General features: G+C 59.3%; 15 protein-coding genes and 1 tRNA gene. 3 read left to right on the top strand and 13 right to left on the bottom strand.

Annotated features, from left to right (window positions below):
- Nucleotides 1–217 precede the first annotated feature (217 nt).
- Entirely contained in the window at nt 218–1,711 is a 1,494-nt protein-coding gene (katA, locus tag PY308_RS05750) for a catalase KatA (RefSeq protein WP_275789145.1), read from the bottom strand.
- A gap of 196 nt (nt 1,712–1,907) precedes the next feature.
- Here katA and PY308_RS05745 point away from each other — a divergent pair, with 196 nt between their 5' ends.
- Entirely contained in the window at nt 1,908–2,816 is a 909-nt protein-coding gene (locus PY308_RS05745; RefSeq protein WP_275789143.1) for a hydrogen peroxide-inducible genes activator, read from the top strand.
- A 6-nt stretch (nt 2,817–2,822) separates the two neighbouring features.
- Here the strand turns inward: PY308_RS05745 and PY308_RS05740 are convergent, their stop codons facing one another.
- The 6 genes from PY308_RS05740 to PY308_RS05715 all read right to left on the bottom strand — a co-directional run bounded on the left by PY308_RS05740 (nt 2,823) and on the right by PY308_RS05715 (nt 9,298).
- Nucleotides 2,823–3,698: a dienelactone hydrolase family protein gene (locus PY308_RS05740; RefSeq protein ID WP_275789141.1), complete on the bottom strand. Its 876-nt coding sequence runs from the start codon at nt 3,696–3,698 to the stop codon at nt 2,823–2,825.
- 151 nt (nt 3,699–3,849) lie between these two features.
- Nucleotides 3,850–4,875, bottom strand: coding sequence for an alcohol dehydrogenase AdhP (gene adhP, locus PY308_RS05735; RefSeq protein ID WP_275789139.1), 1,026 nt, complete (start codon nt 4,873–4,875; stop codon nt 3,850–3,852).
- A 187-nt stretch (nt 4,876–5,062) separates the two neighbouring features.
- Nucleotides 5,063–5,845, bottom strand: a complete 783-nt coding sequence (locus PY308_RS05730) for a 3-hydroxybutyrate dehydrogenase (protein WP_275789137.1) — start codon at nt 5,843–5,845, stop codon at nt 5,063–5,065.
- A gap of 93 nt (nt 5,846–5,938) precedes the next feature.
- A complete protein-coding gene (locus PY308_RS05725; protein ID WP_275789135.1) occupies nt 5,939–6,352 on the bottom strand; it encodes an MAPEG family protein in 414 nt (137 codons plus the stop codon).
- Between the two features lie 389 nt (nt 6,353–6,741).
- On the bottom strand, nt 6,742–8,238 hold the full coding sequence (gene guaB, locus PY308_RS05720) for an IMP dehydrogenase (RefSeq protein ID WP_275789134.1): 1,497 nt from the start codon (nt 8,236–8,238) through the stop codon (nt 6,742–6,744).
- Between the two features lie 190 nt (nt 8,239–8,428).
- The gene (locus tag PY308_RS05715) at nt 8,429–9,298 is read right to left on the bottom strand and encodes an MBL fold metallo-hydrolase (protein ID WP_434064241.1); all 870 of its coding nucleotides are present in this window, start codon (nt 9,296–9,298) and stop codon (nt 8,429–8,431) included.
- 305 nt (nt 9,299–9,603) lie between these two features.
- Between PY308_RS05715 and PY308_RS05710 the strand changes: the two genes are divergently transcribed.
- Nucleotides 9,604–11,016 carry a DHA2 family efflux MFS transporter permease subunit gene (locus tag PY308_RS05710; protein ID WP_275791028.1) on the top strand — a complete coding sequence of 471 codons (1,413 nt, stop codon included), beginning with the start codon at nt 9,604–9,606 and terminating at the stop codon, nt 11,014–11,016.
- Between the two features lie 28 nt (nt 11,017–11,044).
- Here PY308_RS05710 and PY308_RS05705 read toward each other — a convergent pair whose 3' ends face one another.
- Both PY308_RS05705 and PY308_RS05700 read right to left on the bottom strand, forming a co-directional pair.
- Entirely contained in the window at nt 11,045–11,824 is a 780-nt protein-coding gene (locus tag PY308_RS05705) for an RlmE family RNA methyltransferase (RefSeq protein ID WP_275789130.1), read from the bottom strand.
- Nucleotides 11,821–13,419: a Ppx/GppA phosphatase family protein gene (locus tag PY308_RS05700; protein ID WP_275789128.1), complete on the bottom strand. Its 1,599-nt coding sequence runs from the start codon at nt 13,417–13,419 to the stop codon at nt 11,821–11,823. Before PY308_RS05700 ends, PY308_RS05705 begins: the two co-directional genes overlap by 4 nt.
- Nucleotides 13,420–13,676: 257 nt before the next feature.
- Here PY308_RS05700 and PY308_RS05695 point away from each other — a divergent pair.
- A tRNA-Gln gene (locus tag PY308_RS05695) sits at nt 13,677–13,750 on the top strand.
- Between the two features lie 59 nt (nt 13,751–13,809).
- On the opposite strand, the gene PY308_RS05690 is transcribed toward PY308_RS05695, so the two are convergent.
- The 4 genes from PY308_RS05690 to PY308_RS05675 all read right to left on the bottom strand — a co-directional run bounded on the left by PY308_RS05690 (nt 13,810) and on the right by PY308_RS05675 (nt 16,242).
- Nucleotides 13,810–14,841: a tyrosine-type recombinase/integrase gene (locus PY308_RS05690; protein ID WP_275789126.1), complete on the bottom strand. Its 1,032-nt coding sequence runs from the start codon at nt 14,839–14,841 to the stop codon at nt 13,810–13,812.
- Nucleotides 14,831–15,019, bottom strand: a complete 189-nt coding sequence (locus PY308_RS05685) for a hypothetical protein (protein WP_275789124.1) — start codon at nt 15,017–15,019, stop codon at nt 14,831–14,833. The genes PY308_RS05690 and PY308_RS05685 overlap by 11 nt, the downstream gene beginning before the upstream one ends.
- Before the next feature lie 418 nt (nt 15,020–15,437).
- Nucleotides 15,438–16,076, bottom strand: coding sequence for a hypothetical protein (locus PY308_RS05680; protein WP_275789122.1), 639 nt, complete (start codon nt 16,074–16,076; stop codon nt 15,438–15,440).
- Nucleotides 16,063–16,242 (bottom strand): hypothetical protein, encoded by a 180-nt coding sequence (locus PY308_RS05675; RefSeq protein WP_275789120.1) that lies wholly within the window; start codon nt 16,240–16,242, stop codon nt 16,063–16,065. Before PY308_RS05675 ends, PY308_RS05680 begins: the two co-directional genes overlap by 14 nt.
- Nucleotides 16,243–16,287: the final 45 nt, after the last annotated feature.

Raw genomic sequence — 16,287 nt, 5'->3', positions numbered from 1 at the left:
ATATCGGCCGAAACGGCCGCAGAAAAAACAACGCAATACAGGTCTTCAGTAAAACCGGCCCCTTCCGGAGACAGCGGCGCAGCATACCAAAAATCGTCAGCAATTAAAGATGGCGCAAATCGCCATTTTTGGTTGAATGCCCTGTTGACCCGCAGCGCACCTCTGCGAGAGCAGCCGGGCTATAATGCCCGGCGCTCCGCTGCTGGTGACGCGACTGTTATTCAGCGGCAGCCGGTGTGGCGCTGATCGTATCGACCTTGTAGCCATGAGTTTCGTCAAGGGCCTTGCGAACGCCGCTTTCGTAGTCCGGATGGACAAGCCGGAAATGCGTCAGCTGACGCTCTACGATCACGCCTGGCACGCCTCCCATCGCGGCCGCGATATTCGAGAACAATCGGGCCTTCTGTCCTTCATCAAAGAGGTTGAACAGAGCGCGGACCTGACCATAGTCGTCATTGCCGTCGCGATGGTTGAAGCGCGTCATATCGCCATCGATACGAAGCGGCGGTTCCTGCGCCGCCTTTTGCTCGTAAGGTGAGCCGGCAACGGAATTGGGCTCGTAATAGGCGTCTGGGTTGCCGCTACGCAGGCCAAAGGCATTCATGGTTCCGTCGCGGTTGTAATGGTGCACCGGGCACTTCGGCTGGTTCACCGGAAGTTGCTCGTAATGGGTGCCGAGACGGTGGCGATGGGCATCCGCATAGGAGAAGATGCGCGCCTGCAGAACCTTGTCGGGGGAAAAGGCGATGCCGGGCACGATATTCGACGGCGAGAAGGCGGCATTCTCGATTTCGGCAAAATAGTTTTCGGGATTGCGGTTCAGCTCCATCACCCCGATCTCGATCGGCGGATATTCCCCATGCGGCCACACCTTGGTGAGATCGAACGGGTTATAGGAGGTCTTTTCCGCATCCAGTTCCGGCATGATCTGCACCTGGACGGTCCAACGCGGGAATTGACCCTCCTCGATCGTGCCGTACAGAGCTTCCTGATAGCCTTCGCGGGTCTTGCCGATCACGGCTTCGCCCTCGGCATTGGTGTAATGCTTGTGGCCTTGCTGGGTCTTGAAGTGGAACTTTACCCAATAGCGCTCTCCGGCATCGTTCCAGAAGGAATAGGTGTGCGAGCCGTAGCCGTTCATGTTCATCGGGGTGACGGGCAGGCCGCGATCCGACATCAGGATGGTCACCTGATGCAGGCTTTCGGGCGACAGCGACCAGTAGTCCCACATGGCGGTCGCCGAGCGCAGGTTGGTTTTCGGGTGCCGCTTCTGGGTATGGATGAAATCGGGGAACTTGTAGGGGTCGCGGATGAAGAAAACAGGCGTATTGTTGCCGACGAGATCCCAATTACCCTCTTCCGTGTAGAATTTCAGCGCAAACCCGCGCACGTCGCGCTCGTGGTCCGCGGCACCCTGCTCGCCGGCAACGGTGGAGAAGCGAGCGAGCATCGGCGTCGACGCGCTAGGCTGAAGACACTTGGCCTTGGTGTATTTCGAGATATCGCCAGTGATGGTCAGCGTGCCGAACGCGCCCCAGCCCTTGGCATGAACGACGCGTTCCGGAATGCGCTCACGGTTCTGGTGGGCAAGCTTCTCGAGCAGCTGATAATCCTGCAGCATGATTCCGCCCCGGGGACCGGCGGTCAGCGAATTCTGATTATCGGGAACCGGCGAGCCGGCCGTTGTTGTCAATGTCGGGCGATCTGACATGAAATCCTCCTGTGATGGTTCTGGAGCCGAAGACACGTCTTAGCGACACATCCTGGCTCAGCCACGGTTGATGAACCGGCCGTGACGTCCCGGATTTTCTAAGAAACTCCGAAGGGTTCTAACTGAGCCGTTGTCCCATTCCACGTCGATAATTTCCAATTGTATTTCTTGCAGGTGTTGATAAGAATTTCCTATCATGTTGACGATCCGGCAAATGCGCTATTTCGATGCACTCGCGACCACGCTTCATTTCGGGCGGGCGGCGCAGATGGTCAATGTCAGCCAGCCGGCTCTTTCGGCCCAGATCGCCGAAATGGAGCGGCATCTGAACGTTCGGCTGATCGAAAGGAACAGGAGCGGGGCGTTTCTGACCTCCCGAGGGGAAATCCTTTTATCTGATATCCGCGCGATCCTGTTGTCTGTGGATGCCCTTCAGGACAAGGCCAGACAGGCGGCCGGCATCCTGGAGGGGCGTTTGCGGCTCGGCATCATCCCGACGGTCGCGCCCTATCTGGTTCCAAGCCTTATTCCGATGCTGCGCGCGCGCTATCCGAAACTGGATATCGAATTGCGGGAAATCCTAACCACGGCTTGTATCGACGACGTGAAACACGGACGGCTTGACTGCGCCATTATCGCTCTGCCCCATGGAGACGACGGCCTGCAATCCTGGCCGCTTTTCGAAGACCGTTTTCTGATCGCCAGCGCCGACGACGAGAACACGGTTCTGGTGTCACCGATGACAGAGGCGCAGGTGGACATGGACAGGCTGCTGCTGCTGCTCGAGGAAGGCCACTGCCTGCGGGATCAGGCGCTCGCCGTCTGCGGCGCGACGGCAGGGCGCCGGGTGGCGAATTACGGGGCAACATCCATGGCGACCCTCCTGCAGATGGTCAGCCACGGCATGGGAATTACGCTCATCCCCGAGATTGCGGTGAAAGACGAGCGAAGCCGCAACCGCATGCGTATCGTGCCCTTTGCGGAGCCGCAGCCATCCCGCCGGATCGGGCTGATCTGGCGCAGCAGAAGCGGCCGGGACGGCGACCAGAAGGCGCTGGCCGTGCTGATCACTGAAGCTGCGGCCCCTCTGTTGTCGATCTCCTGATTCCCGTTACACCACTTTCGCCTTTAAGAATGCGATTGTCCGGCTCCAGGCGAGATCCGCGGCAGTCTTGTCATAGCGGGCCGCGGAGGTGTCATTGTTGAAGGCGTGGTTAACGCCGTCATAGATATGGATGGTGAAGTCCTTGCCGTTGTCGGTCAAAGCCTTTTTGTAGGCCTCGATGCCGGCGTTGATGCGGTCATCGAGGCCCGCATATTGCAGGAGAAGAGCGGCCTTGATCTTGGGCACATCCTCGGCCGGGGCCTGGGAGCCGTAATAGGCGACGCCAGCCTTCAGATCCGGCGAAGCGACGGCCAGCTTGTTGATCATGCCGCCGCCCCAGCAGAAGCCGATTGCGCCGGCGTTGCCGGTCGTCGCGTCATGCGCTTCAAGGAAAGCGACGGTGGCGACGGCATTGCCGACCGTCTGCGTGCCGTCGAGCGCGCCGATCATTTCACGCGCCTTGTCTTCGTCGGCTGGTGTGCCGCCCGCGGGCGATAGAAAATCTGGCGCCAAGGCGACGAACCCTTCGAGCGCCATACGCCGGGCGACATCCTTGATGTGCGGGTTGAGGCCGCGGTTCTCGTGGATGACGATAACGGCAGGCAATTTTCCGGCCGCATCGGCGGGTACGGCCAGATAGCCCTTCATCTCGCCGCCAGCGCCAGGATAGGTGACATCCCCCACCTTCAATCGCGCATCGGTTTCCGCGACGATTTCAGCCTTGGCGCTGTTGGCGGCCAGCAGGGGAGCGATCGCCGCGGCACTGGCCGCCGAGCCGGTCAAAACCGTCAGCTTCTGCATGAAGGAGCGCCGGTCGAGGCTGAGATGCGTGTATTCGTCGTAGGCGTTGATCATCGCCTGGGTGATGACGGGCTTTTCCATGGGGTCCTCCTGACACTGGAACGATGGCAAGAGAACTGGAGCGGCGGTCGCAAGGTCAAGGTCGCAGCCGTGGATTGACGTGAAAGTGATTGACCGTGACAGTCACGGTCAATCCTTTGATACGGTTTCGCCGTTCAAAAACAGGTGCTGCTCAGGTCAGGTCGAGAACGATGCGTCCGTCGATCGCACCCTCTTTCATCCGCTCGAAAATAGCATTTATGTTCTCGATTCTGTCCCAGCTGAAATGCGCTGCGACCTTTCCTTCGCCGGCAAATTGCAGCGCTTCCTCCAGATCCTGCCGCGTGCCGACGATCGAGCCGCGCACGGTGATACGCTTTAGCACCGTTTCGAAGACGGGCAGCGAGATATAGCCGGGCGGCAGGCCCACCAGCGCCATGGTGCCCTTGGACCGCAGGAAACCGAAAGCCTGTTCCATCGCCTTGGGCGAGACCGCTGTCACCAGCGCGCCATGGGCGCCGCCGGTTTCCTTCTGGAGGAACTCAACCGCTTCCTTACGGCGGGCATCCACGACAAGATCCGCGCCCATCCGCGTTGCAAGCGCCAGTTTCTCGTCGAAGACATCGACGGCTGCCACATGCATGCCCATGGCCTTGGCATATTGCACGGCCATGTGACCGAGGCCGCCAATGCCGGAAATAACAACCCACTCGCCGGGTCGAACCTCGGTTTCCTTCAGACCCTTGTACACTGTGACGCCGGCGCACAGCACGGGAGCTGCAGGCCCGAATTCCAGGTTGTCCGGCAGGTGTCCGACGAAGTTTGGATCGGCAAGCCCGTATTCGGCAAAGGTGCCGTTAACGGAATAACCCGTGTTCTGTTGCTGGCCGCACAGGGTCTCCCAGCCGGTCCGGCATGGATTGCAGCAGCCGCAAGCCGTGTGCAGCCACGCAACCCCGACACGGTCGCCTTCCTTCACACGTTTGACATTGCTTCCGATCTTGGCCACGACGCCCGTGCCCTCGTGACCAGGAATGAAGGGCGGGCTGGGTTTTACCGGCCAGTCGCCCTGCGCAGCATGCAAGTCCGTGTGGCAGACGCCGGTCGCATGGTATCGTACAAGGATCTGGTCCGGGCCGGGATCGGGGATCGGCACCTCTTCGATCGTCAGCGGCTGGCCGAATTGCCGGACCAAGGCCGCTTTCATCATTGCTGTCATCGCCTATTCTCCCATCCTGCCGCAAAGACGCTGAAAGCGCCCAAATGCCTCAACAGGAAGCGGCACGGTGGACCACAACGAGCGGCTCAACAATGATCGAAGTCAAACTTCCGGCAAAGCGTAGAGATAGCGTCGCCGGACTGTTTCAAAGCGCGGCAGGCAGGGTGGGTGCGTTGCGTCGGGGGCTTTACTGCATGTACCAGCCGTGACTGACCACGAGCGATTGTCCGGTAAGCGCATTGGTTTCGAAGCCGGCGAAGAGCAGCGCGACTTCGGCCACATCCTCGATCGTGGTGAACTGCGTGTCGACTGTGCCGCCAAGCATCATTTTGCTGACGACCTCGTCTTCGGAGATCCCGAGCCGCTGTGCCTGTTCGGGGATCTGCTTTTCGACCAGAGGCGTCTTGACGAAGCCGGGGCAGATGACATTGGCGCGCACGCCGTCCGGCCCGCCTTCCTTGGCAACCACGCGGGCAAGCCCGAGCAGGCCGTGCTTGGCGGTGACATAGGCCGATTTGAGCGGCGATGCTTCATGCGAATGGACGGAGCCCATATAGATGATCGCGCCACCCTTTTGCGCCTTCATGTAGGGAATGCAGGCCTTTGTGGTCAGGAACGCACCGTCGAGATGGATGGCAAGCATCTTCTTCCAGTCGGAAAAGGCGTAGTCCTCGATCCGGTTGACAATCTGGATGCCGGCATTGGAGACCAGCACATCCACCCTGCCCCATTTTTCAATGACGGCGGCAACGCCCGAATTGACAGCCTCCTCGCTCGTTACGTCCATGGCGATGCCGATGGCCTCCCCTGGGCCCGTCGCGGTAAGCTCCTGTGCCGCCGCGACCGCAGCCTCCAGTTTCAGGTCGGCGATAACGACCTTTGCACCCTCGGAGACATATTTCCTGGCGATCGCCAGACCTATGCCGCTGGCTGAACCTGTGACGATGCAGACCTTGTTCTTGAGTTTCATCGCATTGATCTCCGGAAATTTTGCGGCTGATTTACGCACCCTAATCCCATTTGCTGGCAGCAGACCAGAGGCGGTGGAATGCATTTGTCGATGTCAGGCGATATGAATTGCGAGAAGCACCCAGAGGATGAAAACCAGAATAAAGCCTGCCGAGAAAAGGCGCTGGCGCAGCATCAGCCGGTTGGAGGTGACGTGCACCAAGGCGTGGGCAACACGGCTGACAACGAAGAGCCAGGCGATGGCCTGGGCCAGATAGGTTGCGCCGGATGTGACGTGCAACAGGATGCAGACGACATAGAAAAGGACGGGCAGCTCGAACTGGTTGATCAGGCTGCGCGCGACCGTTGCGCTTGGCTCAGGTTCGATGGTCGGGATAACATAGTCCCTGGCTTTCGCCGTTCCGGCACGCACCGCCCCGAACCGTCTTCGCATCATCAGGAAGTAGATCGCAAAAATCAGCCCTGTCTGGGCGATCATCGGCCAGAGGATAGCGGTCGTTGAAGGCATGGGCGACTCCGTCTGTTGAACCCATGACCGATGTATGGCGAACGGGCTGTACTTCCAGCATGGAGGGCGATCATTGACATCCCGATTGACAGCTATTTTGTCGATGAAGGATGCTTGGCTCATTCGAGGGCAAAAGCAGCAGCGCCATACCAGCCGGCGCATCCGGGCGAATAGGTGTCCCGGACTGTAGCAGGACACAGCCTTGTCCTCGAATTGGAGATGATGTCATGTGGATCAAACCGCTTAACATCACTCTTACGATACGAAAAACCCGCACGAGCTGGTCAGTGACCGTGCGGGTCCAATTCGTAAAATAAGAGTCGGTGGCCGGAGTTAGCGCTTCGGCCACCACTCCAATATAAACACTCAACAGCTTCCTGACAAGCGTCCTACATCGCGCCGGGATAGTTCGGGCTCTCCCGGGTGATCGTCACGTCATGGGCGTGACTTTCACGCAAGCCAGCGCCGGAGATGCGCACGAAGGTGGCGCGTTCCTGAAAATCCTTGATGGTCGCGCCGCCGACATAACCCATCGACGCCTTGAGACCGCCTGCGAGCTGATGCAGCACACCGGAAACCGGCCCTTTGTAGGGAACCTGACCCTCTATGCCTTCCGGCACCAGCTTCAGGGTATCGCGCACTTCCGCCTGGAAATAGCGGTCCGCCGAGCCGCGCGCCATGGCGCCGACCGAGCCCATGCCGCGATAAGCCTTGAACGAGCGTCCCTGATGCAGGAATACCTCGCCCGGGCTTTCGTCCGTGCCGGCAAGCAGCGAGCCGATCATGCAGGCGGAGGCACCAGCGGCGATGGCCTTGGCAAGATCGCCGGAGAACTTGATGCCGCCATCGGCGATTACCGGGATGTTGGCAGCATGCGCTGCCTCTACTGCAGCCATGATAGCCGCCAACTGCGGAACGCCGACGCCGGCGACGATGCGGGTGGTGCAGATGGAACCGGGGCCGATGCCGACCTTGACGGCATCGGCCCCGGCATCGATCAACGCCTTGGTGCCGTCCGACGTCGCGACATTGCCGGCCATGACGCGAACCGAATTCGACATGGTCTTGACTTTGGTGACCGCATCAAGAACCCGCTGCGAATGGCCGTGTGCCGTATCGACGACGATCAGATCGACGCCGGCATCGATCAGCCGCTCGGCTCGCTCGATGCCATCGTCACCGACACTGATGGCGGCAGCGGCGCGAAGCCGGCCCTGCGCATCCTTGGAGGCATTGGGGTTGAGCTGCGATTTTTCGATGTCCTTGACGGTGATCAGGCCGACACAACGGCCATCGCCGTCGATGACCAGCAGCTTCTCGATGCGATGCGAGTGGAGAAGCCGTTTGGCCTCCTGCTGATCGACGTTTTCAGTGACCGTGATGAGGTTTTCACGCGTCATCAGTTCATAGATCTTCTGGTTGGGATCGGAGGCAAAGCGCACGTCGCGATTGGTGAGAATGCCGACGAGACGGCCAGGGATCGCGCCGCTGGCATTCTCCACCACTGGAATGCCTGAGATCGAGTACATCTTCATCAGCGAGAGCGCATCGGCGAGTGTTGCGTCGGGATTAATCGTCACAGGATTGACGACCATGCCGCTTTCGAACTTCTTCACCTGGCGAACCTGCTCGGCCTGCTCGATCGGCGTCAGGTTGCGGTGGATCACGCCGATGCCGCCGGCCTGCGCCATGGCGATGGCGAGACGTCCTTCGGTAACCGTATCCATGGCCGAGGACAGGATCGGCAGGTTGAGATCGATGTCCTGGGCGATGCGGGTGGCGATATTGGTCTGCCCCGGCATCACTTCGGAGTGACCCGGCTGAAGGAGGACGTCGTCGAAGGTCAGAGCCTCCAGACCGGTTGCTGTTTCAATGATGCGCGCCATGGCCAAATCCCTTCAATAGATAAATCGAGCCGCGGACGATCCAGAGGATCGATCCGGGGAGACTTGCAAGTGTTTCTGGGCAAGAGTTTCTTGGAAGTTGGCGAGGGCTGGTAACACGGATAGGCGGGGATGGAAAGTACAAAGGCCCGGCGAATATGCCGGGCCTGCCAAGTTTCCTGTGCACTGCACCCTAGATGTCGAACTGATAGGTCTCCGGGATGAAGCGATATCCCTGATCGATCTTCTCGATGAATCCAACGGAGGGGAATGGCATGTGATATCCGACAAACGGCAGCCGGTCGGTCGCGACCATGTCGAACACTGTCTTTCGGGCTGCGGCCGCCTTCCCCTTGTCCATGTCGAACCTGACTTCCCAGTCCGGCCGCTGCAGCGAGAGAACGAAATGATTGGCGGTGTCCGCGGTCAGGATCAGACCCTTGCCGCCCGATTCCAGCCTGTAGACCATATGTCCTGGGGAATGACCGAAAGCAGCCATCGACGTTATGCCAGGCGTCACGTCAGCACCATCGCCGATGAAGGTCATCTTCTCGGCAAGCGGCACGACATTCTTCAGCACGCCCTTGTGACCGTTTTCTGCAGGCGTGCCGACCCGCGCCGTGTCCTTCCAGAAGTCATATTCGGCCTGTCCGGCGACGTAGCGCGCGTTCTTGAAGGCCGGAGCGCCGCCCTCCATCAAACCACCAATATGGTCCCCGTGCATATGGGTGAGAACGACGATGCTGACCTGGTCCGGAGAATAGCCGGCTGCCGCGAGACCGTTCAGAAGCTGCCCGGCGCCCGCCTGCCTTCCACCCTCTCCCATGCCGGTATCGAAAAGAACGACCTCCGATCCCGTATCGACGAGCGTCGGCGAAAATCCGTTTACGAACCTGTCCGTGGGAAGAAAATTGGCCTGCAGAAGAGCCGCCACCTCATCCGGCGTCCGGTCGGTTCCAAAAGTCTCCTGCGGCTTTTCGGAAACGCGGATACCGTCGCTGACAACGGTCACGCCGAAGCTGCCGATCTTGAAGCTGTTGGTTCTGACCGCGGACTGCGCCATGACGCCGGCTTTCGATTCCGTCTGGGCGAAGGCTGCCCGGTTCATCACCGCGGGTGCGGCAAGAGCGCCGGCAGCGGCTGTTGCAAACAAACTGCGTCTGTTTAAAGAAAATGTTGCGGTCATTCATGTCTCCCTCGGCTGAACATCGGATCGCGATCGCGGCCACCCGACGGTCAACTTAGTGTCCCGGCACCAAAGGACAGTACGTTTCACAGGGAAGTGATCGGAAATCGGCCATGCACACGGGACTTTCGCCGCAAAGCGGCTATGTCTGCCCCTTTATGCATACCCGCAAGGCTGCCAGCATGAACCGCATCGTTCCGATGATCCTCGCCGTCGCTCTCTTTATGGAGCAGATGGATTCCACCGTCATTGCAACATCGCTTCCGGCGATCGCCCATGATCTCGGCGTCGGACCGATTACACTCAAGCTGGCGTTGACCTCCTATATGGTCTCGCTGGCGATCTTTATTCCCTTAAGTGGCTGGATGGCGGACCGGTTCGGGGCAAAGCGCATCTTCCGCATCGCCATTCTCGTCTTCATTCTCGGTTCTATCCTCTGTGCCTTCGCCGATAGCCTGATTTTCTTCGTTGTCGCCCGGTTCCTGCAGGGCATGGGCGGCGCCATGATGACGCCGGTCGCACGTCTGGTCCTGGTGCGCAGCACGAAGCGAAGCGAACTCGTCGGCGCCATGGCGCTGCTGACGATCCCGGCGCTTGTCGGGCCGCTTGCCGGCCCGCCGCTTGGCGGCTTCATCACTACCTATTTTTCCTGGCACTGGATTTTTCTCATCAACGTCCCCGTCGGAATTGCCGGCTACGTGCTTTCCGGCCTCTACCTGCCTGATATAGAGAGTACCGCGCCGCCGCCGCTCGACATCAACGGATTTTTCCTCAGTGCTATCGCGGCCTCAGGTACGATATTCGGACTGTCGGTGATGAGCCTGCCTGCGCTGCCGCCGCAGATCGGGGCAGTGGCCGTCGTCACCGGCATTGCCAGCGGCATCCTCTATGTGCGTCATGCGCGACGGCATCCCTCGCCGCTGCTCGATCTTACCCTGTTCAAGGACAGCGCCTTTCGGGCGGCGGCAATCGGCGGAACGCTATTTCGCATTTCGATCGGCGCCGTGCCGTTCCTAATGCCGCTGATGCTGCAGGTCGGTTTCGGCCTGACACCGTTCCAGTCCGGGATGGTCACCTTCGTCGGTGCCGTCGGTGCCTTGACCACCAAGTTCTTCGCCAAGCGGGTTCTCGTGTTTGCCGGTTTCCGGACGACACTGATCTTCGCCTGCGTCACCGGCACGATCCTGACCTTCGTCAACGGGCTGTTTTCGCCGGCAACGCCCTATGCCGTCATCATGATCGCTCTTCTGCTGGCCGGCTTTGCCCGGTCGTTCTTCTTCACCAGCGTCAACGCGCTGGCCTTTGCCGATATCCCCGACAGCCAGGCAAGCCGGGCGACCGCGATGACCGCCGTGCTGCAGCAGATGAGCCTTGCGCTCGGCGTTGCGGTCGCCGGCGGCATTCTCGAAATCGAGACGGCATGGACGGGGTCGACGCTGGAGTTGCAGGATTTTCAACTCGCCTTCATGCTGATCTCGGCGATCACTTTGACAGCAATCATCCCGCTGATCCGCATGTCGAAGACAGCGGGCGCATCGGTGTCCGGTCATCGGCTGCCAAGCGACACCGAGACGGAAACGATGTCCGTAAAATAGGACGACGGTGTTAACGGGAGACCGTGCTCTACTCCGCGCCCGCAATGTCGCGATCGTCGATGACTTCCCGATCATCGATCTCAGTCTCGCGGTCATAGAGCGAAGGCGCACCCGGTTTGCGCCCCTTGAAGCCCTTGGCGAGCAAAAACATCTCGACCGATTCGGCCCTTGATGCTGCCGGCTTGACATGAACGACCTGCTTGAAATTCTGCTTCAGCAGGGTCAGCAACTCGCGTTCGGCACCGCCCTGGAAGGTCTTGGCCAGGAAATGGCCGCCCTCGGCAAGAACGTCGATTGCGAAATAGGCCGCGACTTCGCAAAGATGCATGGTGCGGATATGATCGGTCTGACGATGCCCCGTGGTGGGCGCGGCCATGTCTGAAAGCACCAGATCCGGCGCACCTCCCAGAGCCGTCATCAGCTTTTCGGGTGCTGTCGGATCGAGAAAGTCCAGTTGCAGGATATGCACGCCGGGCAGCGGATCGAGTTCGAGAAAATCGATGGCGACGACTTTCGGCTCGGCATCCGTCGAATCGGTGACTTTCGCGGCAATCTGCGACCAACTCCCCGGGGCCGCTCCCAGATCGATGATGCGACGGGCGCCGGTGAGAATCTTGTGTTTCTCGTCGATTTCCAGAAGCTTGAATGCGGCGCGGGCGCGATAGCCTTCGAGTTGGGCGCGCTGGACATAGGGGTCGTTGATATGGCGTTCGATCCAGCGTCGGGACGACGCCTTCAGCTTGCCCTTCTTGACCTTCTGTCCCAGTTTTCGTCCGGTGCGATTGCCGCCGATCGGGGGTTTGGTCATTGCGCATTTCCTTCATGGGAGCCATGGGGTCCACGCCCCGGCCGGCGCGGCCTGCCGCGGCGCCAGACGCCGTCATCGGCCATCATATCCGTCAACAACCCCTCGCGCAGCCCGCGATCGGCAACCCGCATGCGCGCCGACGGCCAGCGGCGGCGGATCGCCTCCAAAATGGCGCAGCCCGCCAGCACCAGGTCGGCGCGATCGGGCCCGATGCAGGGATTGGCCGCGCGGGCTGTGAAATCCCAGGACAGGAGACGGGCCTGCATGGCGGAAACTTCATCGTCCGAAAGCCATAGGCCATCGACCTTGCGGCGATCGTAACGCGGAAGATCCAGATGCACGCCGGCCAGCGTCGTCACCGTGCCTGATGTTCCGATCAGGTGAAAGCCGTTTTCGTCGCCGGGATTGTCGAGCGCGTGGATGTCCGGGCTGTCGAATTTGGACAGCATGCCCTGCACCTCGACGACCATCGCCTCGAAGCTTTCAGGCGATACGTCGCGGCCGCCGTGCCGCTCCGACAGGGTGACGACGCCGACAGGCAGGGAGGTCCAATGGGTTATGTGATTGGCAAGCCGGCTGGAGCGGTTTTCGCCGATCTTGATAACGGCGATCTCCGAGGAGCCGCCGCCGATATCGAAGAGCACCACCGACCTGGTCTCTCGCCCGACGAGCGACGAACATCCCGACACGGCAAGCTGCGCCTCGGTCTCGCGGCTGATGATTTCCAGATCGAGCCCGGTCTCGGCAACAACCCGTTCGAGAAAGACCGGGCCATTTTCGGCCGCACGGGCCGCTTCCGTCGCGATCAACCGGCTTCGCCGAATGTCGCGCGTCTTCAGCTTGGCGGCACAGACCTTCAGGGCCTCGATCGACCTGTCCATCGCGTCCTGTGACAGCCGCCCGGACGCGCCAAGCCCCTCGCCGAGCCTGACGATCCTCGAGAAGGCGTCGACCACGCGGAACTGGCCCGGACGCGTCGGCTGCGCAATCAGAAGGCGGCAGTTGTTCGTGCCGAGATCGAGCGCCGCGTAGAGGGGAACGGCCGAATCATTTCCATGCGAAGCGAAATGCTCTTGCCTGGGCCGATCATGCGAATGTCTTTGAGGTTCCGGCCTCTTCTGCAAGACGCGGTCGTCAGCCTTGGACGCAAATCCGGCGCCCTGTGACGACACGCTTGCAACAGCGGCTGGACGAGGCGCATCGGCAACCACCAGCGGCCGTCCCTGAAGGCTACGCCGCTGCCGGTGCTTCTTGGCACGCTTCTGGCTAGGATGATCTGCCTTGGCGCCAGCCGCCGGCGGCCCTGATGAAATGACAGATACAACCGCACTGACGACCGACTGACCAGACTGGCCAGATTTGGACCGGCGCCTGCGCTTGCGTTTGCGCACCGGTTCCACGGTCGCGTTTAATCCTTCGGGACGCCCTGTTTCTCCAGCTTGCGCGGAGGAACTGGCATTCGCAGGTGCCATGCGCGACGGTTTTCCCCGCTTGCGCTTGCCTTTGCCGGAACGGGACTGCGTCTGCCCATCGTTGCGGCCTGCTGCCGACGCCCCGGAAACGATCGGCTGTTCGCCGCTGTCGGGGTCTCTCACGTGTCTGTCCATTGCGCCGCGCGGAACGATAGCCGCTCGAGGCGCTCTCTTGATTTTCGTTGGCGCGACTTTACCAGCGTGCTCGCCTTTCGCCAAATTCTTTTTGCGCCCACCGGTGGCACCCTTCTCCAGGGGGCAGATGCTGCCAGCGATTTTCCCTCCCAAACCATACTTTTTCTGACAAAGCCTATTTGCATCCGCCAATCTTTTGTTTATAAGCCCGCCTCACCAGCCGGATGACAAAATCGTCTGCCGCTTGGGGAATAGGTTAACGGTAGACCCACGGACTCTGACTCCGTTAGTCCTGGTTCGAATCCAGGTTCCCCAGCCAGTTGTTTTTGCTGCATAAATTGCACATGTGTTTCAGAACATTGAGTGACATTTGGGCGGTCATTTGGGAAATTTTGTTCTCGTTTCGAGCTTTCGGATCGCGTTTTTGCCTAGCTGTGGATCACGGTGAAGGTAGTGCGCATCAAGGATTGATCGCACATCACGCAGGCTATGACCGGTTATGGTAGCGATTTCAGCCTCGGTACACTCGCAAAGCGCAAGCCGCGTCACCGCAGTTCCTCGAAGATCGTTGAATGTCACGCCGACAACCCCAGCCGAGATACATGCTTTCCGCCATGACGATCTAAAACCATCAGCTGTCCATGTCTGGCCTTCACTGTTCAGTAATACAGTTCCCTCCCGCTTCCGTAGAGGCTCCATCATTGCTTTTAACGGTGCCCCAACCGGGATGACCACGCGAATGCCAGTCTTGCTCTGTTGAAGCCGGATGACTTCACCATCATACTGCGTCCATGCAAGGGCCAACAGATCACCTTGACGCTGACCGGTCCACAATGCCAAAATTAATGGCAGGTGTAGGTGATAAGGCGCAGAGGCTAAAAAATTAGCCTCGTCATCGTCCGTCCAAACGTTCGCCGCACGCGAACCGCGATACAATCTCCCTCCCTTTTCGCATGGGTTTGCGACAACTAGACCTCTGCCATGAGCCCATGAAAGTATGCGAGCCAGGACCTGCCAACCATAATCCGCCTGCCGGCGCGATGCTTTCGCGCGCTCATCACGCCAAGCCATAAAGATTCCGCGTGTCCGCCTGTCGGAAAGTGCCGATAGCGGAAAGTCGCCAAATTTTTTTTCGATAATTTTAATCAGCTTGACATAGTCACTCCGCGTGCGGCGTGCGAGATCATGCCAATCGCTGCTGTCTTGAAATGCCATCAGGATCGATATCAGCGAGCCGGAGGGCGGCCGCACCTTAGTCGCGACCGCTGCATTGTAAGCCGCAATGAATTCAGGATCACCCGGTTTTCCGGGCAAACGAGGCCCACCCTTCCAAGCATAAAAATAGACAGCTCGGCTGCCGTCTGCCAGCCGCGCGTTGACCTTGTTGATACCTTTCAGTCTAACTCGCATGAGATTTCAGCCAGCTATCGAGCGGGTTTTCAGCCTGTGCTTTGTCCGTCTGCGCTGAGAGGACAATCCGGCCGGTAGCCGGATCGATTTCAACACGACCAATCATCATGCCACCGCTGATAGCTCCTTTTACTGCACGTGAGACGTCAGCTTGTTTGAACGGTACGAGCCTTGCCATCACTTCACTCCGCCACGCATGGAAGTTACCAGTGAAATCAGATCTCGGAAGTGCATGCGGATCGGAGATGTCTCCCCACCAAGCTTGTACGCGCCGCGCAACTTCCCCTCACGGTAACGCCTTCTTACGGTTTCTTGACTGCACCCGAGCGCTTCAGCAATGTCCCTTGTCTGCAAAATGCGCCTGCGTGATTTTCTATCCGACAGCGACCCGCAGGGAGAGTTGAGGATGTTAGATAGAGCGGAAGAGTGGGAGAGCGCCTCCCGTAAGCTTGCCGCAAGGCGTGTACACGCCGTCGCATGCGTGCCGCTCAGATGAGATCGCAACCGGTCACATCTCTCTGTCGCCGCCTGAATGAGCGAAGCAGTGTCTCGCAACTCATCTATAGTCGATCTCGCAGCCGATGGACTGTGAATATTCATCCCTGCTCCCCTACTTCGTGCGGTTCGGCGCTTGGGCCAGCAATGGAGGACAGGAGTTTGCGGAAGGTATGCTCGTCACCTCCGAGCATAACATTATCAAACAGATCCTTATCGTCACGCAACAACCGAATTTTCAGTTGCGCGCCTGCCAGTGTCTCGCAGGGATAGGCCGTAAACCGGTCGGTTTCGTCGTTGAACCTATCGCTGGATGGATGGTTTTCCGGCCAGTTGCCGTTCACGCCGCAGGCCAGCCATTCATCCCGCGCATCGCGGTAAATCTGATAACGAAGCCCGACGCCCCTCACTTCGAGACGGGACTTTTCGTTGAACGGACCGTCTAAAGACTCTCCTAGATCTTGCATGCGCTTGCGAATTTCGCGCACTGCGTAACCAACAAACTCTATTCCGGCATCGAAGAGCCGAGACGCGTCAACCAGCGTCGGCGCAGTCAGTGCCAACTCGACTGTGCCGAGCAATACCACCAGGTCATTGACCTGGCTTGCGAGTTCAAATTCCCTGTTCGGCGCTGTTGCAAAATCCGGTTCTTTCGGTTTAAAGTGCACGTGCATTTCAGTTTGTCCCTTGTGATAGATTGATCCGAAAGGCAACGATGTCGGTTTATCAGGCCGTGACATCGTTGCCTTTTTCTTTTTCCGCGTGTTCTAGGCCTATCAAAATCAATTCTCTTATCGTCTTCGCTCGGCTTCGAATTCTGTTGCCAAACCCAAAATCGTCAATGCGGTTTATTAGACTGGTCTCAAATTTGACGGCGACACGATCTGTCTTCAGCTCAGCTTCCATTGAAAATTAACCCTCCTAGATAAAATGGACCTAATGTGTCCATGT

It is taken from the genome of Pararhizobium gei (assembly GCF_029223885.1).
GTDB classification, from domain to species: domain Bacteria; phylum Pseudomonadota; class Alphaproteobacteria; order Rhizobiales; family Rhizobiaceae; genus Pararhizobium; species Pararhizobium gei.
This window is presented reverse-complemented; position numbering and strand designations above follow the sequence as displayed.